Below are 26070 nucleotides of genomic sequence, written 5' to 3' on the forward strand. Positions count from 1 at the left end.
GCTTCGCAGTTTACGCACCGTGACAAAACCCAAAGGGTTTTGCACTTGGCGCGGGGTGGAGCAGCCCGGTAGCTCGTCAGGCTCATAACCTGAAGGCCGCAGGTTCAAATCCTGCCCCCGCAACCAAATCTCCCGTGGTGAGCGCTTCCCGGGCGATCTAGCTCGGCGTCTTCCTGACGCGAGCGAATATCCTTATACATCGGATACATAACGTCCGCGCAAGCGCCGAGGAGCTTTCTCTTTTTGGACTCCGTGTCGAGCTCGGCTCCGCAACCTCAGACGCGGTGCCGTCCCCGATTTCGCTCGCCGATGACCGAGATTTGGAGCCAGCCGCGCTGGTCGGTTTCGGCGCAGGCCCCGCGGGACACCGCTTCCCAGAAGTGACGACTTACCGGACCACCAAGACAGGCACCGGGCTGCTCGCGAGGACTTCCGATGTCTGGCTCCCGAGCACCAGCTTTCTTAAACCCCTACGGCCGTGTGATGCCATGACGATCAAATCGCAGTCGAGAGCCTTGGCCTCCTCAACAATCGCTTCGGCCGGATAAGCCTGCGGGATATGGACAGTGTTCGCCTGCACGCCGAGCTTTTCTGCTGCTCTCTTGACCCCAGCCAGCACTCTCTCGGCTGTTTCCTTTTGACCGGCTTCATACTGGGCCATCTCTGTCGGCCCGGGAATATAGGCGCCGGCAATCCCGGCATGCGCGTAGACAGGGAACCGCTCTGTTGCCATGATTATCGTCACGCGGGCCTTGAGGCTGCTTGCAAGCGACAGCCCATGATCGACACCCTTCTGCGCTACTTCCGATCCATCGGTAGAAATGAGAATATGGTTGTACATACTTGTCGTCTCCCGTCTGGTCCAAGGCATTTGTGCCCACCACGCAAGGTACTATCGTTTCGCAACTAACGATACGGTTGTAGACGGAGAAATCGCCAGAACGGACTGGCGGAGGTTGGCCATCGCGCCACATGCAACGCACCTCCACTGTGGACGGATTACACCGCTGGGGACCTGCGCTACCGTGTCAGTCAACGTATGCCTGTGCACAGCGACATTCTCAAATCTGTCATATCGGCTGGTTCGAAGCGGCGTGGCACTCAGGCCTCCGATGAAACGGGGCTGCTGCACTCTCCTTTTCGTGGAATGACACCAATGCAGAACAATTCGGCAGTGATTATCGAGGGCGCGACCGTCATTTTTGGCGACCGTCTGGAGCCCGCTTCCGTGCGCATCGAAGACGGCCGGATCATGGCGGTCGACGGTGCACGCGACGGAGCGGACATTGTGGATGGACGCGGCTCTCTCCTCGCTCCGGCTTTTGTGGACATTCATGGCGATGCCTTCGAGCGGCAGATCATGCCGCGGCCGGGGACGATGCTCCCCGTCGCTCCTGCGCTGCTCGAAACAGACCGTCAGCTTGCCGCCAATGGGATAGCGACTGCCTACCACGCCCTGACGCTGAGCTGGGAGCCGGGGCTTCGATCTGTGGAAAACGGTTACGCCGTCGTCCGCGCTCTCGACGCACTCGGCCCGCGTCTAACGGTGGACAATCGTGTCCAGCTCCGTTGGGAAACCTTCTGCTTCGAGGCGATCGAGCTTATTCGCGAGGCGCTCGCCGGACCGCGCCTGCCGTCGATTGCCTTCAACGACCACACATCAATGGCAATGCTGCATCCCTCGATACCGTTGCAGGAGCGGCCGTTTGACCTCGATCCGGCCTTCCCGGCAGTCGACCCCGAAACGCCTGCGTTCGCGGAGAAGATGGCGGAACGCGCCAAGCGGGCCAAGATCCCGGTGTCTGACATGGTCGCGCTCGTCAGGAACATGTGGGATCGCCGTCCGCAAGTACCAGCCGCGATTGAAGAGGTGGCGACCCTCGGCCAGGCCGCCGGCGCACCGATGCTGTCGCATGACGATAGCCAGATTGAAACGCGCGACTTCTTCCGCGTCCGTGGCGCACGGATCAGTGAGTTCCCGACGAACAAGCGGGTGGCGCGGGCCGCCCGTGAGGCTGGTGACTTCATCGTCTTTGGCGCGCCGAACGCCACGCGCGGCGGTAGCCACATTGTTTCGATCGGTGCCGCCGATATGATTCGCGAGGGTCTCTGCGATATTCTCGCCTCGGACTATTATTATCCTGCGATGCTGCTTGGCCTGGCCAGGCTCAAGGCCGATGGCGTGGCACCGGTCCACGCGCTCTGGCCGCTCGTATCCGGCAATCCGGCGCGTGCGTCGGGGCTCTTCGATCGCGGCGTGATCGAAGTCGGAAAGCGGGCGGACCTCATATTGGTCGATTGGCCAGAGGGCGGCGCCCCCGTGGTTCGGCGCACCTGGGTCGCCGGCCGGGAAGCCTATTGCGCGGCGCCGATGGGCTGGTGACGAGTAGAGAAGCGGGCGAGCAACTGATGCAGAGCTAGAACGAGGCCCGTCGGGAGCTCCGCTCGTCCGCCCATCTCGCGCAAATCTTTAACCTCCGTCAGCTGCAGAGAAAGGCCGGCAGGACGAGCGGATCGTCAAGCGGCCCGAAAGTACGATCTGCCGGGGAGGGCGGTCGGAGCGATTGGCAAGGCGGTCGAGAATGAGCTGGGCTGCGTGTTCACCGATGGCCTGTACCGGCTGGGCGATGGTCGTCAGGTTCGGCTGGAAAACATCCGCCCAGGGAAAATCGTCGAAGCTCGACACCGAGATGTCATCGGGACAACGCAGCCCCATGTCCCGGATCGCCTTCATCACGCCGATGACCATCAGGTTGTTTGCCGAGAAAATGGCGCTCGGCCGTTCCGGCATCACGAGCAACTGCATGGCGGCATTATAGGCGTCTTTCTCGCGAAAGTTTCCGATGCGCACCAATGCGTCGTCCTGGGGAATGCCGGCATTGTCAAGCGCGCCGCGATAGCCGGCCAGCCGGCCGAGGCCGGTGGAGGTATCAAGCGAACCCGAGATGTAGCCGATCCGGCGATGGCCGAGGCCGACAAGATAGTCGATCGCGTCTTGTACCGCGTGCTGGTTGTCGAGGACGACGGCATCCGCCGCGATGCCGTGGCTGATGCGATCGATCAGTACGGTCGGGATACCGGCGCGCTGGAGGACGCGCTCAAGCGCATGGTCGTCGCCAGCCGGCGCAATGATCAGGCCGTCCACCATCCTGTCCAGGAGAAGCGAAATCTGCTCCTCCTGTTGCACCGGATCTTCGTCTGTGCAGCAGAGCATCACAGCGTAACCGGCGCGATGCAGCACATCCTGGATGACGGCGACGACATCCGTGAAGAACGGGTTGGTGATATCGGCGATGACGAGCCCGATCGTCTTGGTGGCGCCCGTCTTCAGGCTTCGGGCAATGGCGTTGCGTTTATAGCCGATGGCCGCAATCGCATTTTCGATTCTGCCACGCAGTTCGGAACTGACCGGCGCGGTACCATTGACGACCGCCGAGACCGTGGCAACCGAGACGCCTGCCGTCGCAGCGACGTCTAGCATGGTCGGCTGGGATTTTCGTCTTTTGGAAGAAATCCGGTCCATAATTCAAAACGTTTAGATCGATGCGTTGTCCAACATGTTACGAAAATGGCAAGTTCTTAGCAAGATCAAAGCGTTGGAGGGCGACTGATCTCTTGACAGATTCGAAACGTTTAGATTAGCTTCTACTGTCGCTTACAGCCGCGAGACAAAGATGGAAGGGAGGCCGTCATTGTCATGCAGGAAGAAGTGGGCCATTTGTCTTCGCGCGCCGACGCGCCACCTTCGTCCACCGCGCCTGTGCTGGAAGCGGTCGACGTCTCGAAGTCGTTTGGCGGAATTGCCGCGCTCAATCATGTGAAATTTGATCTGTTCGCCGGTGAGATCCACTCGCTGATGGGCGAGAACGGCGCCGGCAAATCGACCCTGATGAAAATCCTGTCCGGTGTCTACGCCGACTATGATGGCGCCGTCATCATCGACCAGGCTCCGGTTCACTTCGCGACGGTGCGCGACGCAGAGGTTGCCGGTGTCGCCATCATCCACCAGGAACTCAATCTCGTCCCTGAGCTGTCGATTGCCGACAATATCTTCCTAGGCAGGGAGCCCTTGATCGCCGGGTTGTTTGTCGATCGCCGGAAAAGCATGAATGCCGCCCGGACCCTGCTCACGCGGCTCGGCATCGATCTTGATCCCGAAGCACGGGTGTCGTCGCTCAGGATCGGCGAACAGCAGCTGGTCGAGATCGCAAAGGCGCTGTCGCTCGACGCCCGGATGCTCATCATGGACGAGCCGACATCGGCGCTGTCACCGAATGAATGCAAGCGGCTTTTCACGATCATGCGCCAGCTCGCATCGGAAGGGGTGGGCATCATCTACATCTCGCACCGGATCGACGAGGTAATGCAACTCAGCGATCGCGTCACGGTGTTCCGGGACGGCCGGCACGTCTGGACCAGGCCGAAGTCGGAGATCGATGAAGACATGGTCATCGCCGGCATGGTTGGCCGCAATCTCAGCCGTGCCGAAACCATCAGGCACGAAGCGACCGCCGTTGGCGGTGCAGTCCTGTCGGTGAGAAATCTGTCATTGTCCGTGGCCAACCGGCACGGCTGGAAGCAGGTCCTGACCGGCGTCAATTTCGAGGTCGCCTCAGGTGAAGTCCTTGGCATCGGCGGCCTGCTCGGGGCCGGGCGTACCGAGATCCTGCAGGCGATAACGGGCGCCAGCAACGGGGAGGCCGGCGGTGAGATTCTGATCGACGGGCAGCCGGTCACGATCCGCTCGCCGACGGACGCGCGCCGACTGGGCATTGCCTTCGTCACTGAGGACCGCAAGATGCAGGGACTTCACCTGCACGATACGATCACGGAGAATGTCGCGCTACCGCTCGTCAGCCGAATGGCGCGCTTCGGCCTGCGCGACTTTGCGGCGGAAGCGGCGGTTGCCGCCGACGCCATCAAGACGTTGGGTATTCGGGCCTCGGGCATTGAACAGGTCGCGGCAACGCTTTCCGGCGGAAACCAGCAGAAGGTCGTGATCGGCAAGTGCCTCGCCACGACGCCGCGCATCTTGCTGCTCGACGAGCCGACCCGCGGCATCGATGTGGGGGCAAAGAGCGACATCTACGACCTGATCTTCCGCCTGGCCGAAGCAGGTATGTCGATCGTCGTCGTGAGTTCGGAAATGCCGGAACTCCTGCATCTTTCCGACCGCATCCTCGTCATGTCCGAAGGACACCAGACCGGTATCCTGAACCGCGCGATCGCGACGGAGGAGCGGATCATGCAATTGGCGGCACCGCGATCCGGCAACAGGCAGGAGAAGGCATCCGCATGAATGTGATAAAGCTTGTTTCCCGCACGAAACTGTACTGGGGCCTGATCGCGATTTTCCTGATCGGTGTCGCCTGGTCGCCGGTGACGTCGTCGGGCAGGAACATATTTCTTTCCAGCGGCAACCTGCTCGACGTGCTGCGTCAGGTCTCGACGACGGGGCTTATCGCGACCGGCATGACGGCCGTCATCATCACCGGCGGCATCGACCTGTCGGTCGGTTCGTTGATGGCAATCTGCAGCGTCGTCTGTGCCATGTTGTTGACGGTTCCGGGGGACACACCGGCCTTCCTGCTCGGCGTGCCGTCGGTGCTGCTTGCCGCCCTCGTCATCGGGGCCGCCGTGACCCGGTTCATCTTCTCCAATCTTGAAAAGAGCCGCACTGGCTTCAGCCATAGCCGCGACCTGACGCTCGACCGCACGCGGGGCATCTATGTCCCGGCGCTGGTCGGTATCGCCCTCTGCACCGTGCTGCTCTTCTATATCGTGCCGCAGAGCGAAACCAAGTTCGGTGTGCTCGGCGTGCTGCTCGTCGTACCGGCCGTCGGCCTTCTGTTTGGCGCCATCAACGGCATCATCATCGTCGTCGGCCGCCTGCAGCCCTTCATCGTCACCCTGGCGATGATGGTGACTGCGCTCGGCATCGCTCGGCTGACGGCGGGTCAGAACAATGCGGTCCTGCCGGTTTACACCGGGTCGAACGCCACGGCCGATTTCGATATCCTCCGCTCGCTGGTCTTCGGCATCATTCCCATGCCCGGTATCTTTTTCATTGCGGCGATTGCGATTTATGCGGTCGTGCTGAAGTTCACTCCGTTCGGCCGCTTCGTTTATGCGATCGGCGGCAACGAGGAGGCGGCGCGGCTTTCAGGCATCGACAGCGGACGGGTCAAGATCGTCACCTATGCCGTCTCCGGCCTGCTCGCGGGCATCGCCGCGATCCTCTACGTTGCGCAGTATCGCCAGGGCAAGCCCGATGCCGGGGCTGGGCTGGAGCTCGACGCCATCGCCGCGGTGGTCATCGGCGGCACGAGCCTGATGGGGGGACGCGGCAGCCTTGCCGGCACCTTCTGCGGCGTGCTGATCTTCGGGCTGCTGTCGAATATCCTGCAGCTCCACAACATCAATTCCAACCTTCAGCTGGTGCTGAAGGGACTGATCATCATCGGCACCGTGCTCGTTCAGGAGCGCAATGCCCGCGATATTCTGGCGCGGTTGCGGCTGACACTGCCGCGGCCCGCGAGATCGGAGGCGTCCGGGGAGGAGCGTCCGCGCAAGGAGACCATGTCTCTCAACACTGGAGGAAACGGAAATGAAACGTCGTGACATGTTGAAGTTCGCGGTCGTCACTACCGCGCTTTTCACCACTACATCCCTTTTCGCTACGCATGGCGCGCTGGCGCAAGACAAGAAGTGGCGCATCGGGTTCTCCCAGGCGACCACGATCGAGCCCTGGCGGGCGCAGTTCAACAAGGACATCATCGCGGAAGCCGCAAAGCATCCCGAAGTCGAGCTGATCATCACCGACGGTGAGGACAAGACTGAAAAGCAGGTTGCGGATGTCGAAAACCTGATCCGCCAGGAAGTCAATGCGCTGCTGATCTCGCCGAAGGAATCCGCTGGCCTCACCGGCGTCGTCCAGCAGGCGATCGACGCCAAGATTCCGGTCTTCGTCTTGGATCGCAACGTCGAAACCGACAAGTACGTCCAGTTCGTCGGCGGCGACAACAAGCTGATCGGTCGGGCTGCGGGGGAATATGCCGTTGAACTTCTCGGCGGGCCCGGTAAGGCGCAGGGCAATGTCGTCGAGATCTGGGGCGGCATGGGAACCCAGCCGGCACACGACCGGCACGACGGCTTCCACGAATTTACCGACAAGGAGCCGGGCATCAAGAACCTGCTCGACCAGCAGTCGGGCGACTGGAAGCAGGACCAGGCCTACAACATCATGGCCACCGCGCTCCGCAACAATGAGAAGATCGACCTCGTCTATGGCCACAACGATCCGATGGCCTATGGCGCCTACCTCGCTGCCAAGGATGCCGGACGTGAGAAGGACATCAAATTCATCGGCATCGATGCGCTTCCCGGAGAAGGCGTGACCTGGGTGAACAATGGTGAACTCAGTGCGACCTTCCTCTATGCAACGCCGGGCGCGGAAGGCCTGCGTCAGGCGATCAAGTATCTCGGCGGAGAAAAAGTCGAAAAGAATGTCGTCTTGCCGACGCTCAAGGTGACAAAGGAAAATGCAGGCCAGATCATGAAGGACAACGGCCTCTAACTCAGCGTAAACCTGACAGTAAAGAAGGGTCGGCTATCCCAGCCGGCCCTTTTTGTGTCCATACGGGTCCGCACCTGTTCGACGGTCAGTCCGGTCCGCTAAACCACTGTAGTAGTCGGCGGCATCCGCGCATTCGTCGATAGCCTGGCGGAATAACGGGCTTGGGGAGAGCTTGGATGGCTGCCTGGGGGCGAAGGCTGCGTAAAACTCGAGGGGATTGTGAAGCTTCCGAGGTTTGCGGCTTTCCACCGAGGCTCAACCGGTGGACCACTGGAGCACTTTGTCCAACCGTGAAACGGTCGCTCACCTATACCTCTGTATAATTCGCTCCATCACGCGTTTCGAATATCAGTAGGCGGATCCGTCGTGTCGGCGGCAAGGAAGCGCAAGTCTTTTTACGTGTTCGCATGAAAACCGCTTGTCTTTTCCGTAAGCTCTCTAGCTGTCAGCGCAGCGTTTCATCACAAGCGATTTTGGAGGTATCATGTCTGTCCCCGACGATCAGATCCTCACGCTGCAGGTTGCCAATATGCCACCGCAGGATACGGGAGCGAGCATCGCCCGCGTCTCCACGAAGGCGATGACCAAGCTCGGCGTACGAGAAGGCGAGCTTATTGAGCTCATCGGCAAGCGGCATACGGCCGCGATCGCGATGGGCCCCTATTCCGATGATGAGGGCCTGAACCTGATCAGGCTCGACGGCCTTCAGCGCGTAAATGCAGGCGCAACAAGCGGCGACCATATCGAAGTTCGCAAGGCGGAGGTCAGGCCGGCGACGAAGGTTGTCCTCGCGCCGGCGCAGAAGAACCTGGTGTTGCAGGGACCGGGTGAAGCTTTGCAGCGCACGTTTCTTCACCGCCCAATGGTGGCCGGCGACGTTGTATCGACCTCAGTCCAGCAACGCGTAAGAGATCCCCGCGCTGCGGACCCGCTGCTACGGAGCGTACTCGATCTTCCCGCCTACGGTCTGCAGGAAATCAGGCTCGTCGTTGTCTCGACACAGCCGAGAGGCATCGTCCAGATGAACGAGCAGACGGTTGTCGAATTGCGTTCGCAGTTTGAGGAACCGAAGGAAGCACGCCGAGCTGACGTAACGTACGACGATATCGGCGGACTCGGCACCTCTGTCGAGCAAGTCCGCGAGATGGTGGAGCTGCCACTGCGCCATCCCGAGTTGTTTCAGCGCCTCGGCATCGAACCGCCAAAGGGCGTGCTTCTCTATGGCCCCCCGGGCACCGGCAAGACGCTGTTGGCCCGTGCTGTCGCCAATGAGACGGAAGCCAACTTCTACCACATCGCCGGTCCCGAGATCATGGGCAGCCGCTACGGGGAGTCCGAGGAACGTTTGCGGCAGGTCTTTCAGGAAGCCTCGCAGAATGCGCCATCAATCATCTTCATCGACGAAATCGACTCCATCGCGCCAAAGCGCGAGCAGGTGACCGGAGAAGTCGAACGGCGAATTGTCGCCCAGTTGCTAACCCTTATGGATGGGCTGGAGCCGAGGCAGAATATTGTTGTCATCGGCGCGACGAACAGGCGAGACGCGATTGACGAGGCGCTCCGCCGTCCCGGGCGTTTCGACCGCGAAATCGTCATTGGCGTACCGGACCAGCGCGGCCGGCGCGAGGTGCTCGCGATCCACACCAGGGGCATGCCACTCGCCGAGAACACCGATCTCGATGAGATCGCGAGGACGACCTACGGCTTTGTCGGAGCGGATCTCGGTGCGTTGGTTCGCGAAGCGGCGATGGATGCGCTGCGCCGTGTTCTTCCCGATATCAATCTGAAGCAGGGTATCCCAACCGAGATCCTTGAAAAGCTCACGGTCTCTCAGGACGATTTCACGTCCGCCATGAAGCGCATTCAACCTTCCGCGTTGCGCGAAATCATGATCCAGGAGCCGAACGTCCGTTGGGACGATGTCGGAGGTTTGGACGAAGCGCAGATGAGACTGAAGGAAGGGGTGGAACTGCCGCTCAGGTCACCGCAGTCCTTTAGGCAGATGGGCATTCGCCCTGCAAAGGGATTTCTCTTGTTTGGACCTCCTGGGACCGGGAAGACACTGTTGGCAAAGGCCGTGGCGCGCGAAGCCGAAGCGAACTTCGTGGCAACCAAATCGTCCGATCTGCTTTCGAAATGGTACGGCGAGTCCGAGCAGCAGGTTTCGCGGCTCTTCGAACGCGCACGACAGGTTGCCCCGACCGTCATCTTCATCGATGAAATCGACTCGCTGGCCCCCGTCCGCGGCGGCGGGCTGGGTGAGCCGGCGGTGACCGAGCGGGTCGTCAACACGCTACTGGCCGAAATGGATGGGTTGGAAGACATGCAGGGCGTCGTCGTGATGGCAGCGACCAATCGGCCGAATTTGCTCGATCCGGCACTGCTGCGACCGGGGCGCTTTGACGAACTGGTCTATGTTCCCGTGCCGGATGCAAAAGCGCGGCGGAAGATCCTTGGCATCCATACGAAGAAGATGCCGCTCGCCGACGATGTTGATCTCGATGAACTCGCCGACAAGACGGAGCGGTTTACAGGGGCAGATCTCGAAGACCTGACACGGCGAGCAGGGCTGATTGCACTGCGTCAGTCTCTGACTGCGTCGACGGTGACAAAGGAGAATTTCGCCATGGCCCTGCAGGAGGTTCGACCGTCGGTCACGGCAGAAGCCGAACGGGAGTATGAGGAGATGCTGCGCACGCTCCGCCAGGAAAATCCGCAGCGCATGCAGATCGGCTTCACGCCCCTCAGGCAGGCTGGAGAGTAGGGGCGCCAGATTAAGTAGTGATCGACCGTGGCGGCTCTGCCGGTCCAGTGCGGGGCGGCCGGGCTTCCGCGCTCCATGCTGAGCCAGGTGAAGCTCCGTGACGCCACCTGTTCTGCGCCGCGTGGGTGGCTGATCGGCCGTTCGTCATCTCAGCAAAGTTGATTTCTTGCGGGGTGTAGGCTTCCGCGGCTTTGGCGGCAGGCCGGCATCGCAGTTCCGCTCGATCAGGGCTTCGGTGACGGACTCGTCGGCATAGGTCTCCTGCATCCGGATGTATATCGCAGACAGGCCCGGATCGAGGGAAAGCGCTTGCCGAACCAAGAGTTCAGCCTTTCCGCTGTTGCCGCAGGCCATGCTAGCCGCGATCTGATAAAGCAACGTCCGCCTGGTCTGAAACGGTAGTGTCAGGGCGACGCGCATCATGTCTTCGAAGCGGTCCAGCGCGTAGAGGGCCGCCACCCGCTCTTCAGTGATCCAGACCGGCAGAAAGGGATCGAGTGTCTCGGCACGATCAAGCATTCCAAGGGCGTGCTCAGCCTCTCCGACATAGACATAGAACGCGGCGCTGCGGCCGAGAATATAGGCGTCGTTCGGAGCGAGTTCCTTGGCGCGTATGTGATGGTAACGCGCCGAGGCGAAGTCGCCCGATTTCATCTTGATCGCGCCCATGATGCGATGGGCTTCCGGGTCGGTCGGGTCGAGTGCAAGCGCATGCGCAACCTGCTTTTCGGCCTCATGAAGGTCAAAGCTTGGCAAGTTGCTCCACGAGCAGACGTGCATGGCGAAGGGGCGGCCGAAACCGGGATCAGCGGTCATTGACCGCTCGAACCAGGTCATGGCTTCGTGTATGTGGGTGTCCGAAACGCCAACCAAGCGATGATGGTCCAGTCCCCGTAGGTAATACTCATAGGCCGTCATGTTCTCCGGGCGCTTTAGCCGCGCGGCCGCAAGTTCCGACTGCTCGACCCGTCCGGACACGGTTGCTGCGACACGCGCGATGATTTCATCCATGACATCAAGCAGTTCGCGAAACGGACGCGTTATGCGATCGGACCAGATGACGAGACCCTCTCCGGTTTCCGTCAGCGAGATGTTGACCCTGAGGTCGTCGCCCGCTTGCCGGATCGAGCCGCTGACGACGTAGCCGACGCCGAGAAGGCGGCCGATCTCGACCGGGTCTTTGGTCGTCAGTGCGGTCGCGGCCGAACGGGAACTGACAAACAACCCCTTCAGCCGGCTCAGTTCAAGAGTCAGGTCGTCGGTGATGCCGTCCGCCAGGAAGGATTGATCCGCAATGGCGCCGGGCGCAATGTCGAACCGCGCCACGGCGATCGAGTTTGTCCGGGGAGGCTGTGCAGCATTGGGAGAGGATCGTGTTGGAGCGAACTGATAGAGGTGGCGGTCCACCAGTTCAGTAACCCGGTAAATCCGTATCGGCTCGAAAATTCCTTTCAGTCGACGTTCGCCGATGTCTTCAAATCCACAAGGCGAGACCCGACGGACCTGGTCGTAAAGCACCCCCGAAACCTCGATTGCGCCAGGTGGCGCAGACGCCTCAATTCGCGCGGCTATGTTCACGCCATCGCCGCGCAAGTCCGAGCCCACGACGACGACATCCGCGACATGCAGGCCGAAACGCATGTCGCCGCCACTCGAGCCAGGAAGGGCAGCGATCTCGGCGCGCGCCTCGATGGCGGCCCTAAGCGCATTGACTGGGCTGCCGAACTCGGCGAGCAGGGCATCGCCCGCGGTGCCGAAGACGCGGCCATCATGGCGCTGGATGACCATGCGAACAGTGTCGAGGACAGCGTCAATCCGGGTGATCGCTCCTTCCTCGTCCGTTTCCATCGCAGGGGTGGAGCCGACGAAATCTCCGACCATGATCGTGGCCAGCTTGCGCTGCATTCTCGATCCCTCCCGCCACAAAAGCACGTGGTGACAATGTAGCACATCAACAGGCTTGGGTGTTTTACGATTGCCAACGACAGCGGCGGGTGCGAACGGTGCTGTGGGAGCACGCACATCGACGTGCAAGCTGCCTGCAGGACTAAGGACGATAGGGGCCCGGCGGATTTGCGATGAAATCGAGATCATAACGTGCGACTTCATCCGAGACCGTCTCGATCAAACTCAATCTTGCCAGGAGCCGCCGCACATCGGCCTGCATCGCGATCATGTGCGGGGTTCGCCTATGGAACTCGTGTGCCTCCGCATCGCGAAAGCCTTCGATCAGAACCACCACGTCGTCTTCATCCTTGTGCCGATGATACTCAAAAAACACACAGCCTGGCTCAGCGCGCGTGGACACAACATGCGGCTCCATAGCGGCAAGGAACGCCTCTCGCATTCCCTGCTTGCAGGTGAGCCAACCCGTTATGAGTTTCATATGGGCACCTCGAATTTCTGTATCACTCGCCCTGACACGGAGGCTACTAGCATTCGACGTGGGTGCAGACCTCAAGGTCCATGTCCAGGTTGTAACTTATAGAGCAGGCTGCTTCTGGCGCGAAGTGGACACCGTCCGCCACGGGGCGAGCGAAGACGAATTCTTGAGCGCGCCAGGAAGTGTCTCGACATTGCGTATATGCTAATCTGAGTGGCCATTGGCTGACTTGATGGGGGTGGGCGACAATGAAGCAACGGCTTTCTGTCATCATGGCCTCTGACGTGGTCGGCTATAGTCGACTGATGGGGATCGACGAGAAAGGCACACTTTCCGCTCTAAAATTGCACCGACACGAACTTTGGGACGTGAAAATCGCGTTGTATCAGGGCCATACAATCAAGCTTGTTGGCGATGGGATGCTGACGGAGTTTCAGACTGCTGAAGAGGCGGTCCTGTGCGCGATCGAGATCCAATCGGAGATGCAGAAACGCAATGCGCGTGTCCCCGGCGATCGCAGGATAGAATTTCGGATCGGTATAAATATCGGCGACCTTATCTTCGAGGACGACGATGTTTACGGCGATGGCGTGAACGTTGCAGCTCGCATTGAGAATGTCGCGAAACCGGGAGGCATAGCGATATCCGCATCGGTGCGCGACACCTTAGGCAAGCGTCTGGGCATCCGCTTCGAAGATGTGGGCGAGCACGCACTGAAGAACATCGAGCGGCCAATTCGCATCTTCAACATCATCGTCGACGACGGTGCAGAAGGGGCGAATCCTGAGTTTATTGCGACACCCAAGCCTGCCGTGCAGTCGGTCGGAACGCGCCTTGGGCCGGAGTTTTCGCCGAACAGAACATTGCTGTACGTTTCGAAGTTCTCAAATCTCAGCGGCGATCCAGACCAGGATTATTTCGCGGCGGGATTAACAGAAGATGTCGCGGCAGGTTTGGCGCGGTTCTCCAGGCTGATCGTTGTCGCTCAACAACCGCCCTCAGAGCAACAGCACGCCGAGTCAATCCCGCACTACGTCCTCGAGGGGAGCGTGAGGCGACTTGGCAATCGTGTCAGGGTGAGTGCCAACCTCATCAATGTTTCGGGTGAACGAATCTGGGCGGAAAAATACGACTTCGACCTTATCGACATCTTTCACATTCAGGACGAGCTGTCCCGCTCCATACCGGCCGCGCTGAGCGTCAAGATAGAAGAGGCGGAGCGTCAACGCGCCCTGAGCAAGCCTGTTACATCGCTGAAAGCCTACGATCTGTATTTGCGGGGCCGGCATCTTCATCAGGGCTCGAGCCAAGAGGATGTGCGACTTGCGCGGGAAATGTATCTCGCCGCGATAGCCGATGATCCGGAGTTTCCGCGGCCTTACATCGGGTTGGCCTGGATCGAGCTTCGGAAGCTGAAATGGAACGAAATCGTTGAAATCGATACCGCGCTTGCGACCGCATCGGCCCTGCTAAGCAAAGCCCTGAAGCTAAACCCGATCGACGCTGATACCCACTGGGCTCTTGGCGTCGTTCACCTTTGGAGGGGAGAGGCCGAGCGAGCCGTAGCCTGCTATGAGCGTGCCCGAGAACTGGCTCCCAGCAACTGTGACCTCCTCGCCGAATATTGCGATGCCCTTGGTTATCTTGGGCGCCTTGACGATGCCGTTAGGATGGGAGAGCTTGCCGTTCGCCTCAATCCGAGCCGCCCCGACTGGTATCTCTGGGATATCGCCGCAGCCAAATTTCTTTCGGGAAAATATTTGGAGGCACTGTCCCTTCTGGAGAAAATGGCCGAGCTTGGGCCCGCCTATCGCCTGCTTGCAGCGACCTACGCCCAACTGGGGCGGCTTGAAGAGGCGCGCCAGGCCGCGCGCGAACTTCTGAAGGTCAATCCTGACTTCTCGATCGAGCGTTACAGTTCGCGTGCACCCTATCTCGATAAGACGCTCATGGCCAAATACATCGAAGGCCTACGACTAGCGGGTCTGCCGGAGTAGGTTGGCGATCTGAAAGTCTAATGGACATGTCGACAAAGCAGCTCAATTGACGAAATGTTGCATATGCACTACAAAACGAGATCCGATTGAATGCTGGGGCGAGATGGCCATGGATCGACGTGATTCCAACTCTGATATCGTCAGCGAGGTCGTATCCGGGTGCTTGATGACGAGGAGCAGGCGCATCTCCCGGGTGATTACAAACATCTATGATCAGGAATTGCGTGACTACGGCCTCAATGCATCGCAGTTCTCGATGTTGATCATGATTGCAAAACTGGGTGGTGCTAGCCGCGCCGAGATCGGCCGCGCAAACTTTCAGGATCGGACGACCTTGACCCGCAGTCTTGCACCGCTTCTTGCAGAAGGTTGGATCGAAGAGCTTCCGACGGATGGCGGCCGCAGTAGACCGGTCGTCATTTCGGATTCTGGAAAAAAGCTCCTCAATGACGCCGCGCCTGCCTGGCGCGAGGCGCAGCGGAAAGCCAGCCAGCTCGTTGGCGATGTTGGTGCAAAAGCCATCATTGGCGTTGCCGAGAGTCTTCCGAGAGTAGACGAGCAGAAGTGAAGACGATCTCGGCGCCTCGGTTCCTTAACTTTCTCAACGTGAAGCAAAGCCTCGGCGACGCCGTTGATCCCAGTCCTGCACGATAGCCTTTGCGCTCATCGGGCAGGGCCGTTGTCTTACAGACCACGCTTCGTCGGCGCTACTTCGCCGCCCGTATTTCAGCGACAGTATTCTGAGGTTTCTGGAGGTGCGGGTAGTGGCCGATACCCGGCAAAACAGTCATGGGCGCACCGGTTCGCCGCGCAAATTCCTCTCCCATCTCTTTCTTGATGTAGAGGTCCTTTTCGCCCCAGACGAGTTTGACGGGAGTCTTGAGTTCACCGAGGTGCTCTTCGAGATAGTCCTGGTCGCGCGTGAAGTGCGAGTAGTATTGGTAGAACGCGTCAGCGGACGTGATGTCGCCGTGCCCCCATCCCTCCGTCATGTCCTTCAGCACCTCGGCCGGAAGGTCGAACTGTTCCTCGGGTGGCAGGCCGCGGCGATAGGCGTTTGCGAGGATTTCCGCGCTCGTCCCGTTCATGTGGATACGGGTTTTGGATGCCGCCGGCTCGCTCTTGAGGTTCTGGAGGCTCTTGTACATGTATTCGGGCCTGTTGAACGGAGCGAAGTCTCCGACGACGATGTTCTTGGCGATATCAGGTTCCTCAATCGCTGCCAGCAATGCGGGAAGCGATCCGATATCGGTCGCGTAAATTGTCAGCCTTGAGCGATCGACATGCGCAGACTTGATGTAGGCTCTCAGAATGTCGGCATAGTCTCGTGGCGAATACGAGAACGTCGCGACTGCGGGTCGCGATGACATTCCGTAGCCTGGCCAATCGATAGCATGGACTTCGTAGTCCCGCGCAAGTGCGTTCGCGATATCCTTCCAGACGAGTAGCGTCTCCGGAAATCCGTGGAGGAAGAGAACAGTCCCCTTAGGCGCGGCGCTGTGGGCGACCATGCGTCGAAGCGTGATGTCGGGGGCTACCTCTATGTATCCGATCTCGGCATGGATGCTGCTGGGAGAAGCGCCGGCTGAACCAGCCGATGCCGCGCTCAGCATGAGCGAGGAAAGGAGGGGTATCGAGTGTTTCAACATTTCAAGGCTCCTTCGTGTGTTGTTGCTCGCCTCTGGAGGCGACGATAGTGATTGCGGAAGCTTGGCGAGACCGTCGCCAACCAGTTCCGTACCAATTTGCCTGTATGTTGCGTACGCAACAGAATGTTTGTTCTAGAATGATGATATTGTACAGGAGAGACCGTTGGGCTCATTCCCTGTAAGGCATAATGATGCATATGCAACATATCGTCAAGCCACGCAGAATCTGCGGCGGACGATTTTGTATTGCATTGTATCCAGACCCTCGGTTGGCTTGGTTCCGATACATTTGCGACCGGCATCAGAAATATCCGGGATACCGAACGGTCCGATTTTGGCTCGGAAGCATGGGGCATTGGTTGCGCCTGCTAGTGCCAACGAAGGAGCAATCCATGAACGCACGGTTTATCGTCTCCGCGGCTCTTGTCGCTGCCGCCGTCATCTACCAGCCCGCGCAGGCCCAGCAGCCCGAAATTCAGCGGACCGATCTGGTGAAGGAGGACATCAGCGTCGCCGGCAAGGAAGTCGTCCAGGTGCGCGTCGACTTCAATCCCGGCGCTTTCGCAGTGAATCATAGACATCCTGGCGAGGAAGTTGCCTACGTTCTCGAAGGGACACTCGAATACAAGCTAGAGGGCAGGGAAGCCCTGACGCTCAAAGCTGGCGAGACCCTGTTCATCCCCGATGGCGTTGTCCATTCCGCGCGCAACGTCGGCGAAGGCAAGGCTTCGGAATTGGCGACATACATCGTCACCAAGAATGCGAAGCTCCTTGAGACCGTGAAATAGTCCGACAAAGGAGGAGGATACGTCATGACAGCAAGTGCCAAGGTAGAAGCCATCGACCTTTCTCGTCGGACGCTGTTGTTCGGGGGAACGGCTATCGCCCTGTCGACCGCGGTGTTGCCGTCGCTTGCGAAAGCGGCAGAAACCAGAATGGCGAAACCGGGCTGGAACGGCGAAATTCGCCCTTTCAAGGCCGAGGTTCCTGAAGCGGAATTGATTGACCTGCGGCGGCGGCTCGCCGCCACGCGCTGGCCTGACGGTGAGACCGTCACAGATCGATCCCAAGGCGTCCAGCCGGAAAAGCTGCGCGGTCTCGTCGAATACTGGCAGACCGGCTACGACTGGCGCAACGCCGAGAGGAGGCTGAATGCCTTTCCGCAGTTCCTGGCGAACATCGACGGGCTTGATATTCATTTCATTCACGTGCGTTCCCCGCACGAGAACGCGCTGCCGTTGATCATGACGCATGGTTGGCCGGGCTCAGTGTTCGAACTCCTCAATGTGATTGGCCCGCTAACCGATCCAACGACGCACGGAGGCAAGGCCGAAGACGCCTTCCACCTCGTGCTGCCGTCCATCCCGGGCTTCGGTTTTTCGGAGAAGCCGAACACGACCGGATGGAACCCCCAGCGCATCGCGAGCGCTTGGGACGTGCTCATGAAGCGTCTAGGTTACAAAAGCTACGTCTCCCAAGGCGGTGACTGGGGCGCGATCATTTCCGATGCCCTTGGCCGGCGGGCACCGGAAGGCCTACTCGGCATTCACGTCAACCGGATCGAGCGGGGCACCACCTTTCCGCCGGACGCTGCCCAGGCGCTCAAGAACGGCGCCCCGGCCCCCGCGACTCTTTCTCCCGACGAGAAGAAGATCTTCGACGATGCCAGGGATTTTCTGAATAATGGCTTCGGGTACGCCGCCATCATGAATACGCGTCCGGAAACTGTCGGTTACGGTATTGCGGACTCTCCAGTCGGCCTAGCTGCCTGGCTCTATGACAAGATCGCAGACTGGGTCTTCACGCGCGGTGAACCTGAAAAGGCTCTGACAAAGGACATGATCCTCGACAACATCACCCTCTACTGGCTGACGAACACCGGGCCTTCGAGCGGACGCATCTACTGGGAGAACACGGTCTCAGGCGCGAAGCTTACGGCGATTCAGGTGCCCGTCGGCGTGACTGTTTTCCCCGGCGAGGTCTACAAGCCCCCGAAGGAATGGCTCTCCCGCGCCTATCCCAAGCTGGTCTACTATAACCGCGCCTCGAAGGGAGGCCACTTCGCCGCCTGGGAGGAACCGAAACTGTTCAGCGAAGAGATCAGGGCGGCATTTCGGAGTTTGCGATAAGGTGTTGTCGATCGTTGAGGGACGCCGTCGCGGAATAGAACGGCCGGCACCCGCCTTCATCAATGTTTGACGAGGTCCTCCGACCGCGCGATCTTGAAGAAGGCGTTGACTGGCTTGGCTCCGGTTCGCTCCTTGAGACAGATCAGGGCCTCGTCCATAAGCATGTCGTCGGCCCCCACGATTTCCAAAGGAACAAAGCATCGGCCCCGTCCAAACTCGGCCCGGGAAACAAACCAACACAGCCGCCGGCCGCAACGATCTCGCGAACAGCCTCCCGACCCTCGGCCTCGATCGTGGGCGGACGGCGTTCGCCGCACGGTCGCTGATCTGCTGGATAACGTTCTTCTGTTTGTGTTCCAGGCCCGCGGTCAGTGCAGCCCGAACTCGTTCAAGAGTTGCTCGCGGAACTTGACGAAACGCGCCTCGCTCCGGTTACGTGGGCGTGGCAGGTCGATGTCGATCTCGCGTGTGCGGCCGCCTTTCTCCTTGGCGAGAATGAGGACCCGGTCGGCAAGGTAGACGGCCTCCTCGAGATCGTGGGTTACCAGGATCATGGTGACCTTTTCCTCCCGCCAGATGCGCGCCAGCTCTTCCTGCATCGTGATCTTGGTCATGGCATCAAGCGCGCCGAAGGGCTCGTCGAGAAGCAGAATTTCCGGTTTCACCGCTAGCGCCCTTGCGATGCCGACACGCTGCGCCATGCCTCCCGAGAGCTGGGCCGGCAGCGCCTCGGTGAAATCGCCGAGACCGACGAGTTCCACGTAGTGTCGGGCGCGATCCCGAGCCTCTGCTTTTCGCAATCCGCGGTTTTCCAGCGGAAAGGCGACGTTGTCGAGCACGCTCAGCCAAGGGAGAAGCCGTGGCTCCTGAAAGATCACGGCACGATCGGTGCCCACACCATGGACCGGCTGACCGTCGATCAATACCTCGCCTCGGTCGGCCTCTTCGAGGCCGGCGAGAACCCTGAGCAGGGTCGTCTTGCCGGAGCCAGAGGCTCCGACAATAGCCAGACTCTCACCGGCGCGAATCTGGTTATTGACCGCTTGGAGCACATTGAGATGGCGCCCGTTGATCGAGAAGGATTTGGAAAGGTTCCGGATCGTCACCTCTCCACGCGTGGCAAGTTCAGCGAGTGCCATCTGTCTGCTTCCTCAATTCGCGGCGACGGCGAAGTTCGCCGGATCGTAAAGAATATCCTCGGCCTTCAGCTGTCCCGGCTGCAGGACGCCGCCGCGGGCGAGGATGTCGATCCAGAATTGCAAGTCGCGTGGAACGGCCTTGCCGCCCTCGCGCACGCCGTAACCGGTGAAATACTGCGCGATATCAGGGTTCTCGTTGCGCGAGGCAAGAACCTTGGCGATGACAGCTTTCGTTTCCTCGGGATGGAGGCGGGCATATTCGAGCGCGGCCTGCGACTTCTCGACGAAGGTCTTGGCGGCGGCCGGATGCTGCTTGATCCAGTCGCGGCGCAGCACGACAAAGCCGCCGGCGATTTCGCCGAGAACATCCGTGTCACCGAAAACCTTCTGAAGGGGGCCGTTCTTCAGGGCGGCGCCTTCAAAAGTCTTCTGCCAATAGCCGAAAGCCGAAATGTCGACCTGCTTTGAGCGCAGGACCTGTTCCAGCTGCGGGCCGGGCACGACCACGAGCTTGGCGGCGTTTTCCGGCAGGCCGACGGAGTGGAGCGCCTCGCGTACGGTATAGTCGAGGTGGGCGCCAAGCGTGTTGACAGCGATCGTCTTGCCGGCGAGATCCTTGATGGATTTGATCGGGTTGCCTTCAAGCGTGTAGAAAATGCTCTCGGTGGTCTTGTTGATGCCGTTCGACGCATAGGCGGCGACGAAATCATTGCCGCCAGCAATCGAGTTCAGGACGGCGGCCGTCGCCGCGCTGCCGAGTTCGACGTCGCCGGAAGCCAGCGCGAAGAGCGAGGCAGGCCCGCCCTGGGCATAGCCGACATTCTTGAAGGTGATGCCCGTATCCTTGAAATAGCCGAGTGCTTCGGCAAGCTCGTGACCGGAAAGGCCGCCTTGGCTTGCGAGATAGCGAATGGTGACCTGCTCGGGCTCGGCTGCGAAGACGGTGCCAGCCGTGCCCGCGAGGAGAAGGCTAGCGGCGGCGGCCATGCGGCCGAAGGAGCGACGGGAAATCTGCATGTTAGTCTCCGTGGAAAGTTTGGAGTGGAAGGGCTGAGATATGCGGATGATCAGTTCTTGACCTTGGACCAGCGGCAGAGCCGGGCCTGCAGGGTCTCCAGAATGAAATTCGCCGACAGACCGAGGAGGGCGAGCAAAAGGATGGCGGCGAACATCAATGGAATCTGGAAGTTGTATTGGGCGTTCATCACCTGAAAGCCGATGCCGGAATTGGCGCCGATCATTTCGGCGGCGATGAGCAGCAGAAGTGCGGTCGTGGCGCTGAGTCGAAGGCCCACGAAGATTTGCGGCAGGGCCGCCGGCAAAACCACACGGCGGAAGACGGTGAGCGGCTTGGTGCCATAGACGCGTGCCATCTCGATCAACTTCGGATCCACCTGCTTCACGCCGCCGATGGTGGCGAGCAGGATCGGGAAGAGCGTCGCCCAGAAGATCACGAAGATCTTCGAGGTTTCGCCGAGACCGAGCAGCAGGATGAAGACCGGATAAAGCGCGAGCGCCGAGGTCTGGCGGAACAGTTGCAGGATGGGATCGAGGCTGCGCTCGATGATCCGGATATGCCCCATGAACAGGCCGAGCGGAATGCCGACGCCGACTGCCGCGCCAAAGGCTGTGCCCGCGCGCTGCAGGCTGATGAGAATGTCGCCGGAGAAGGTGCCGACGGTAACGCCGTTCCAGAGGGCCCGCAAAATCGCGCCCAGCGGCGGCAACACAGCCGGATTAGTCCAGCCGAGCGACGGTGCGATCTCCCAAAAGAGCGCAAAGACAATCAGCAGACCATAGCGCGACAGGAAATTGCGCAAGAATGCCAGGGCCTCCCGCACCGGCTTCTGCCGCCAGAAAGAGGTGATGTTATAGCTCTGCAGGGCGATCTGCTGTTCCGTATCCAGGGCCATGGCCAGTGCTCCTTTTGCGGTTTCGCTTATTCGGCGGCTTCGGTGTAGGCGGCACTCCACCTCGTGTGGGGAAATGGCAGCCCGAGATTTTCGCGCAGCGTCTTGCCTTCATAAGCAGTCCGGAACAGCCCGCGGCGCTGCAGTTCGGGAATGACGAGATCCACGAAATCGTTGAGGCCGGTAGGCAGCCAGGGCGGCAGGATATTGAAGCCGTCCGCAGCCTCGTTCTCGAACCATTCCTGCAGCGTATCGGCGACTTGTTCGGCCGAGCCGACGATCGTGAAATGGCCGCGCGCGGACGCGATCCATTGATAGAGCTGGCGAATAGAAAAATCGTTGTCGTCCGCGATGCGGCGGATCAGCTCCTGCCGGCTCTTCATCCCCTCTGTCGGCGGCGCCAGCGGCAGCGGACCATCGAGATCGCAGCCGGCAAGGTCGAGTTCGCCACCGGTCAGCGCGTTGATCAGCGCCAGTCCGTCCTCCTCCACAATCAGGCTCGTCAGTCGCTCGTATTTTTCACGCGCCTCGGCCTCTGTCCGGCCGACGAAAGGCGAGACACCAGGCATGATCAGGACATGGGACGGATCGCGGCCGAAGGCGCGGGCACGGTTCTTGACATCCCGGTAGAATTCCCGCGCGCTTTCGAGCTTCTGATGTGCCGTGAAGATGACTTCGGCGGTCGCCGCCGCAAGTCCGCGCCCGTCATCGGATTGTCCGGCCTGCACGATCACCGGATGTCCCTGTTGCGAACGCGGAACATTGAGCGGCCCCTCGACGGAAAAGTGCTCGCCGCGATGATTGGTGCGATGCACCTTGTCAACATCGAAATAGACACCGCTTTCGCGGTCGCGGATAAAGGCGTCATCCTCGAAACTTTCCCAAAGCTTCTTCACCACCGCGAGATGCTCTTCGGCCCGGCGGTAGCGTGCGGCATGAGGGATTTGCTTGTCGAGGTTGAAATTCCGTGCCGCGGCTTCGGTTGCGGTGGTCACCACGTTCCATCCGGCGCGCCCGCCGGAGATCAGGTCGAGCGAAGCGAATTTGCGGGCGACCGAATAGGGTTCCTCGTAAGTGGTTGACGCCGTCGCTATGAAACCGAGATTTTCGGTGAAGGGCGCCAGGGCTGAAAACAGCGTGACGGGCTCGAACCCGGCTACCTTTGCATTGCCGCCTTCGATGCCGCCGCCGAAAGCCACCGCCAGCCCGTCCGCCAGGAAATAGGCATCGAAAAGACCACGTTCGGCCGCCTGCGCAAGCTCGATGTGAAACTTCAGGCTCGTCGCCCCGTCGAGCGGCTGATCCGGATGACGCCAGGACGCAATGTGCTGCCCGCCACCGGGAAGGAATGCACCAAGCTTGATCTGTCGCGTCATTTTCAATCTCCCGTTGCTGCTTCACGCTGCTGCCGGACGGGCAGGCGGGCAAGTCGGGAAAGACTGGCACATAGTATATAGATTACATAGATTTTATTTTTTCGTGTGTGCGGTCATAGGGTGAAAGATTTTTCCTCGGAAGGCTCCCTGCAATGGTTTTCCACTACCACGCGCTCCTGCCGTCAGACGAGAAGTTGGAAGGAGGCAGTTGTCTCGCATTGCGCTGACACGTCGCCGACATTGATCGGTCGCCGATTAGGCGAAGACGCCGAGAGGTCTGGAACCGATACGCCGCGCCAAAGAGGGTTCATCGGCGATTGGAGCCGCGCGGGTAAGGACGGCGGGCCCTGACCCTGCTGGTTCGTCCCCCGTCCGATGCTCGACAAAGCACCGCGAACGAGATCAGTGGCCGTCGTCCTGTTGTGATCCGGCGCGGATGGCGGCGAGCACGTCCTTCTGCAGGGCGATGAAGTCCGGCGTGGCGATCATGTCCTGATGCCGTGGCCGGGCGAGGCCGACGTGGAAGGTCGCGTTGATGCGGCCGGGATTGATGCTCATGGCGACGATCCGGTCCGAAAGGTAGACGGCCTCCTCGACGTCGTGGGTGACGAAGAGCACGGTCAGGCGGTGCTCTTCCCAGATCTGGGTCAGAAGCTCCTGCATCTGGTGGCGGGTGAGGGCATCGAGTGCGCCGAACGGCTCGTCCATCAGCAGCATCTTGGGCCGATAAGACAAGGCCCTAGCGATCGCCACGCGCTGCTTCATGCCGCCGGAGAGTTCGGAGGGAAAGCTGTCGGCGAAGCGACCGAGTTTCACCAACTCGATATGGTGGCGCGCGACGTCGCGGCACTCCGCACCCGTGAGCCCCGCGGCGCTCAGCGCGAATTCCACGTTCTGCTGCGCCGTCAGCCAGGGCAGAAGCGTATAGGATTGGAAGACGACCCCGCGGTCGAGGCCCGGTCCGACGATCGGCACCCCGTCCGTCAGGAGCACGCCGTCGTCGAAGCCCTGCAGGCCCGCGACGATCGACAGGAGCGTGCTCTTGCCGCAGCCGGACGCGCCAACCAGTGAGACGAATTCGTTATCGGCCAGTTCCAGGTCGATGTCGCTCAGTGCGTGCATGCGGTTCTTCTTCGAACCGTACCACTTGTTGAGGGACTGTAGCTTCAGTTTCGGCTCGCTCATCTCAATGCCTCGACGCATAACGGAAGAGGACGCGCTCCAGCGCCTTCATGCTCTGGTCGGTGATCAGGCCGAGCACGCCAAGCAGAAGGATGTAGCCGATGATCGTCTGCGTCTGGAAATAGCGTTGCGAGACGACGATGCGGTATCCCAGCCCCGACGTGGCGGCGACCAGTTCCGCGAGCACCAGCCAGGTCCAAGCCCAGCCGAGGCTGATGCGCAGCGTATCCCAGATGCCGGGCAGCGACGAGGGCAGCACGATGCGTGTCAGAATGCGCGTTTCCGAGAGGCCGAGCGTGCGCCCGAGCCCGACGAAATCGGGCGGCACGCGCTTGACGCAGTCCATCACCATCAGCACCTGCTGGAAGAAGGTGCCGATCCAGATGATCACGAATTTCTGAATATCGCCGGTGCCGGCCCACAGGATGGTCAGCGGCACGAAGGCTACGACCGGCATGTAGCGCACGAAATCGACGAAGGGTTCGATCGCCGCTTCCCAGGTCTTGAAGCAGCCGATCATGATGCCGATCGGAATCGCCATCGCCGAGGCGAGCGCGAAGCCGACCGCCATACGGTAAAGGCTGACGCCGGCGTCGCTTAAGAGCGTACCGTCCAGCGCCAGTTCCACCATCTTGGAAAGAACAGCGCCAGGGTGCGGCAGGAAGATCGGCTTGACCCAGCCCGTCCCCGTCGCCGCCCACCACAACGCAAAGAGCAGCACAAAGACGCAGACTGCAATCGCCACGAACGCGTGCGCGCCGAGCGGATCGCCGATGCGGAAGGCGCTCGGCGGTCGGCCGACGCCCGCGCGCGGTTGCGCTCGGGAGCCGCCCTTGGATGTGGAGGAGGCTTCGGGAGCAGACATGGCTTATCCGTTTCTTGAAGCGCCGCTACTTGTTGGCAGCGTCGACGAAGGAGGGATCAATGATCTTCTCGGCCGATACGTCGGCGGTCAGAATGCCAGCCTGCTTGGCCGCCTTGAGCACGTCGCCGAAGGTCCTGCTGGTGAAGTCGCCGGCAAAGGCCTTTGCTGCTTCAGCGGTCGAGTAATACTGCACGCCGTCGAAGGCGGTCGCGAGATCTTCCGGCGAGGCGCCGACTGCCTTGGCGATGATCGTCCGGTCTTCCGCCGTGTTGGCCTTGTAGTCGGCGAGCGCGGCGTCCCAGGCCTTCAGCATCGCCAGTACTTGGCCTGGCTTCGACTTCAGCACTTCCTCGCGCACCACGAAGACGTCCGAGACGAGGCCCGGATCCTTGCCGGCCTCGAAGAGCATCTTGATGTTCTTGTCCTGGGCGCGGGCGGCGGAGATATAGGGCTCGTAGGTGACGGCAACGGGGACGCGGCCGGCAATCAGCGCCGAGCCCGCATCGGCGGCCGGCATCGGCACGCGGGTGATGTCATCGATGGTGAGGCCGTGGCTGGCCAGCGCGTAGTTGAGGAGGATGTCGCTCGTCGTTCCTTCTTCGAAGGCGATGTTCTTGCCCTTCAGGTCTTCCACGCTCTTGATGTCACCGCCGGCGAGGATCGCGTCGGCCGAGAGGCTGAAATCGAGGAGCGAGACGATCTTGACAGGCAGGCCTGCGGCGACCATCGCCATGGCGGTGTGGGTGGCGATGTTGGCCGCATCAAGCTGGCCGCTCGCCAGCGCTGCGTTGATGTCCTTGTCCTCGGTGAAATTGACGATCTGGACGTCTTCGAGGTTCTGCTTCTTGAAGAGATCCTTGGCGGCTGCCACGTGCCACTGGCCGTAGCCGAGCCAGGGCTCGATGCCGAGCTTGAAGCTGCCCGCCTCCGGCTTGGCTGGAATGTCGGCCGCACCGGCAGGCAGCGCCTGCGTCAGCAGCCCGACGAGGCCGACGGCGAAGGCGAGGCGAGAGAATTGGTGTCTGATGGATTGGTCTGTCATGGTTACCCTCTCTTTGTCCTTTGAGTTGTTGATTTAGGCATAATCGGCAACGCCACTG

General features: G+C 60.6%; 21 protein-coding genes, 1 tRNA gene and 1 pseudogene. 10 read left to right on the forward strand and 13 right to left on the reverse strand.

All coding sequences use genetic code 11. The features are described 5' to 3' along the window. Window positions 1-49 precede the first annotated feature (49 nt). Window positions 50-126 (forward strand) — tRNA-Met (locus IB248_RS19330). A gap of 262 nt (window positions 127-388) precedes the next feature. Here IB248_RS19330 and IB248_RS19335 read toward each other — a convergent pair. Next, on the reverse strand, window positions 389-841 hold the full coding sequence (locus tag IB248_RS19335) for a universal stress protein (RefSeq protein ID WP_025660092.1): 453 nt from the start codon (window positions 839-841) through the stop codon (window positions 389-391). Between the two features lie 315 nt (window positions 842-1156). On the opposite strand from IB248_RS19335, the gene IB248_RS19340 reads away from it, so the two are divergent. Beyond that, window positions 1157-2383, forward strand: coding sequence for an alpha-D-ribose 1-methylphosphonate 5-triphosphate diphosphatase (locus IB248_RS19340; protein WP_018857246.1), 1227 nt, complete (start codon window positions 1157-1159; stop codon window positions 2381-2383). Window positions 2384-2470: 87 nt separating this feature from the next. Here IB248_RS19340 and IB248_RS19345 read toward each other — a convergent pair whose 3' ends face one another. Beyond that, window positions 2471-3481: a LacI family DNA-binding transcriptional regulator gene (locus IB248_RS19345; protein WP_192241548.1), complete on the reverse strand. Its 1011-nt coding sequence runs from the start codon at window positions 3479-3481 to the stop codon at window positions 2471-2473. A gap of 216 nt (window positions 3482-3697) precedes the next feature. Here IB248_RS19345 and IB248_RS19350 point away from each other — a divergent pair, with 216 nt between their 5' ends. From IB248_RS19350 to IB248_RS19365, 4 genes are all read left to right on the forward strand, one after another. Next, window positions 3698-5299: a sugar ABC transporter ATP-binding protein gene (locus IB248_RS19350; protein ID WP_169682229.1), complete on the forward strand. Its 1602-nt coding sequence runs from the start codon at window positions 3698-3700 to the stop codon at window positions 5297-5299. Then, complete coding sequence (locus tag IB248_RS19355) at window positions 5296-6621, forward strand: ABC transporter permease (RefSeq protein WP_018857248.1); 1326 nt, start codon at window positions 5296-5298, stop codon at window positions 6619-6621. The genes IB248_RS19350 and IB248_RS19355 overlap by 4 nt, the downstream gene beginning before the upstream one ends. Continuing rightward, the gene (locus IB248_RS19360; RefSeq protein WP_018113584.1) at window positions 6608-7576 is read left to right on the forward strand and encodes a substrate-binding domain-containing protein; all 969 of its coding nucleotides are present in this window, start codon (window positions 6608-6610) and stop codon (window positions 7574-7576) included. The genes IB248_RS19355 and IB248_RS19360 overlap by 14 nt, the downstream gene beginning before the upstream one ends. 484 nt (window positions 7577-8060) lie before the next feature. Beyond that, window positions 8061-10340: a CDC48 family AAA ATPase gene (locus IB248_RS19365; RefSeq protein WP_192241549.1), complete on the forward strand. Its 2280-nt coding sequence runs from the start codon at window positions 8061-8063 to the stop codon at window positions 10338-10340. A 144-nt stretch (window positions 10341-10484) separates the two neighbouring features. Here IB248_RS19365 and IB248_RS19370 read toward each other — a convergent pair whose 3' ends face one another. After that, on the reverse strand, window positions 10485-12245 hold the full coding sequence (locus IB248_RS19370; protein ID WP_018857250.1) for an adenylate/guanylate cyclase domain-containing protein: 1761 nt from the start codon (window positions 12243-12245) through the stop codon (window positions 10485-10487). Window positions 12246-12387: 142 nt separating this feature from the next. Further along, complete coding sequence (locus IB248_RS19375) at window positions 12388-12726, reverse strand: putative quinol monooxygenase (protein ID WP_018857251.1); 339 nt, start codon at window positions 12724-12726, stop codon at window positions 12388-12390. Between the two features lie 245 nt (window positions 12727-12971). Between IB248_RS19375 and IB248_RS19380 the strand changes: the two genes are divergently transcribed. Together IB248_RS19380 and IB248_RS19385 are read left to right on the forward strand one after the other, a co-directional pair. Continuing rightward, entirely contained in the window at window positions 12972-14720 is a 1749-nt protein-coding gene (locus tag IB248_RS19380) for a tetratricopeptide repeat protein (RefSeq protein WP_018857252.1), read from the forward strand. A 109-nt stretch (window positions 14721-14829) separates the two neighbouring features. After that, window positions 14830-15288 (forward strand): MarR family transcriptional regulator, encoded by a 459-nt coding sequence (locus IB248_RS19385; RefSeq protein ID WP_245267952.1) that lies wholly within the window; start codon window positions 14830-14832, stop codon window positions 15286-15288. A gap of 139 nt (window positions 15289-15427) precedes the next feature. Here the strand turns inward: IB248_RS19385 and IB248_RS19390 are convergent, their stop codons facing one another. Further along, window positions 15428-16369 carry an alpha/beta hydrolase gene (locus IB248_RS19390; protein ID WP_018857254.1) on the reverse strand — a complete coding sequence of 314 codons (942 nt, stop codon included), beginning with the start codon at window positions 16367-16369 and terminating at the stop codon, window positions 15428-15430. A 392-nt stretch (window positions 16370-16761) separates the two neighbouring features. On the opposite strand from IB248_RS19390, the gene IB248_RS19395 reads away from it, so the two are divergent. Further along, window positions 16762-17157 (forward strand): cupin domain-containing protein, encoded by a 396-nt coding sequence (locus tag IB248_RS19395; RefSeq protein WP_018857255.1) that lies wholly within the window; start codon window positions 16762-16764, stop codon window positions 17155-17157. 24 nt (window positions 17158-17181) lie between these two features. Beyond that, on the forward strand, window positions 17182-18498 hold the full coding sequence (locus IB248_RS19400) for an epoxide hydrolase family protein (protein WP_192241550.1): 1317 nt from the start codon (window positions 17182-17184) through the stop codon (window positions 18496-18498). 59 nt (window positions 18499-18557) lie between these two features. On the opposite strand, the pseudogene IB248_RS19405 reads toward IB248_RS19400, so the two are convergent. The 8 genes and pseudogenes from IB248_RS19405 to IB248_RS19440 form a co-directional block, all read right to left on the reverse strand. Next, window positions 18558-18796, reverse strand: a pseudogene (locus IB248_RS19405) (LysR family transcriptional regulator); the annotation flags it as partial. 70 nt (window positions 18797-18866) lie between these two features. Continuing rightward, window positions 18867-19637, reverse strand: coding sequence for an ABC transporter ATP-binding protein (locus IB248_RS19410; protein ID WP_018857258.1), 771 nt, complete (start codon window positions 19635-19637; stop codon window positions 18867-18869). A gap of 12 nt (window positions 19638-19649) precedes the next feature. Then, entirely contained in the window at window positions 19650-20654 is a 1005-nt protein-coding gene (locus tag IB248_RS19415) for an ABC transporter substrate-binding protein (protein ID WP_018857259.1), read from the reverse strand. 50 nt (window positions 20655-20704) lie between these two features. Further along, complete coding sequence (locus tag IB248_RS19420) at window positions 20705-21550, reverse strand: ABC transporter permease (RefSeq protein ID WP_018857260.1); 846 nt, start codon at window positions 21548-21550, stop codon at window positions 20705-20707. Window positions 21551-21576: 26 nt separating this feature from the next. Next, window positions 21577-22923: an LLM class flavin-dependent oxidoreductase gene (locus IB248_RS19425; RefSeq protein ID WP_018857261.1), complete on the reverse strand. Its 1347-nt coding sequence runs from the start codon at window positions 22921-22923 to the stop codon at window positions 21577-21579. A 402-nt stretch (window positions 22924-23325) separates the two neighbouring features. Continuing rightward, entirely contained in the window at window positions 23326-24108 is a 783-nt protein-coding gene (locus IB248_RS19430; RefSeq protein WP_018857262.1) for an ABC transporter ATP-binding protein, read from the reverse strand. A gap of 1 nt (window position 24109) precedes the next feature. After that, complete coding sequence (locus IB248_RS19435) at window positions 24110-24970, reverse strand: ABC transporter permease (RefSeq protein WP_018117153.1); 861 nt, start codon at window positions 24968-24970, stop codon at window positions 24110-24112. 25 nt (window positions 24971-24995) lie between these two features. After that, window positions 24996-26012, reverse strand: coding sequence for an ABC transporter substrate-binding protein (locus IB248_RS19440; RefSeq protein ID WP_018857263.1), 1017 nt, complete (start codon window positions 26010-26012; stop codon window positions 24996-24998). Window positions 26013-26070 lie beyond the last annotated feature (58 nt).

Source organism: Rhizobium sp. RHZ01 (assembly GCF_014851595.1).
GTDB lineage: Bacteria > Pseudomonadota > Alphaproteobacteria > Rhizobiales > Rhizobiaceae > Rhizobium > Rhizobium altiplani.

Excerpts from the sequence above, each read along its gene's own strand:
- IB248_RS19335 (WP_025660092.1), bottom strand. The coding sequence starts at position 841 with ATGTACAACCATATTCTCATTTCTACCGATGGATCGGAAGTAGCGCAG.
- IB248_RS19340 (WP_018857246.1), top strand. The coding sequence starts at position 1,157 with ATGCAGAACAATTCGGCAGTGATTATCGAGGGCGCGACCGTCATTTTT.
- IB248_RS19345 (WP_192241548.1), bottom strand. The coding sequence starts at position 3,481 with ATGCTAGACGTCGCTGCGACGGCAGGCGTCTCGGTTGCCACGGTCTCG.
- IB248_RS19350 (WP_169682229.1), top strand. The coding sequence starts at position 3,698 with ATGCAGGAAGAAGTGGGCCATTTGTCTTCGCGCGCCGACGCGCCACCT.
- IB248_RS19355 (WP_018857248.1), top strand. The coding sequence starts at position 5,296 with ATGAATGTGATAAAGCTTGTTTCCCGCACGAAACTGTACTGGGGCCTG.
- IB248_RS19360 (WP_018113584.1), top strand. The coding sequence starts at position 6,608 with ATGAAACGTCGTGACATGTTGAAGTTCGCGGTCGTCACTACCGCGCTT.
- IB248_RS19365 (WP_192241549.1), top strand. The coding sequence starts at position 8,061 with ATGTCTGTCCCCGACGATCAGATCCTCACGCTGCAGGTTGCCAATATG.
- IB248_RS19370 (WP_018857250.1), bottom strand. The coding sequence starts at position 12,245 with ATGCAGCGCAAGCTGGCCACGATCATGGTCGGAGATTTCGTCGGCTCC.
- IB248_RS19375 (WP_018857251.1), bottom strand. The coding sequence starts at position 12,726 with ATGAAACTCATAACGGGTTGGCTCACCTGCAAGCAGGGAATGCGAGAG.
- IB248_RS19380 (WP_018857252.1), top strand. The coding sequence starts at position 12,972 with ATGAAGCAACGGCTTTCTGTCATCATGGCCTCTGACGTGGTCGGCTAT.
- IB248_RS19385 (WP_245267952.1), top strand. The coding sequence starts at position 14,830 with ATGGATCGACGTGATTCCAACTCTGATATCGTCAGCGAGGTCGTATCC.
- IB248_RS19390 (WP_018857254.1), bottom strand. The coding sequence starts at position 16,369 with ATGTTGAAACACTCGATACCCCTCCTTTCCTCGCTCATGCTGAGCGCG.
- IB248_RS19395 (WP_018857255.1), top strand. The coding sequence starts at position 16,762 with ATGAACGCACGGTTTATCGTCTCCGCGGCTCTTGTCGCTGCCGCCGTC.
- IB248_RS19400 (WP_192241550.1), top strand. The coding sequence starts at position 17,182 with ATGACAGCAAGTGCCAAGGTAGAAGCCATCGACCTTTCTCGTCGGACG.
- IB248_RS19410 (WP_018857258.1), bottom strand. The coding sequence starts at position 19,637 with ATGGCACTCGCTGAACTTGCCACGCGTGGAGAGGTGACGATCCGGAAC.
- IB248_RS19415 (WP_018857259.1), bottom strand. The coding sequence starts at position 20,654 with ATGCAGATTTCCCGTCGCTCCTTCGGCCGCATGGCCGCCGCCGCTAGC.
- IB248_RS19420 (WP_018857260.1), bottom strand. The coding sequence starts at position 21,550 with ATGGCCCTGGATACGGAACAGCAGATCGCCCTGCAGAGCTATAACATC.
- IB248_RS19425 (WP_018857261.1), bottom strand. The coding sequence starts at position 22,923 with ATGACGCGACAGATCAAGCTTGGTGCATTCCTTCCCGGTGGCGGGCAG.
- IB248_RS19430 (WP_018857262.1), bottom strand. The coding sequence starts at position 24,108 with ATGAGCGAGCCGAAACTGAAGCTACAGTCCCTCAACAAGTGGTACGGT.
- IB248_RS19435 (WP_018117153.1), bottom strand. The coding sequence starts at position 24,970 with ATGTCTGCTCCCGAAGCCTCCTCCACATCCAAGGGCGGCTCCCGAGCG.
- IB248_RS19440 (WP_018857263.1), bottom strand. The coding sequence starts at position 26,012 with ATGACAGACCAATCCATCAGACACCAATTCTCTCGCCTCGCCTTCGCC.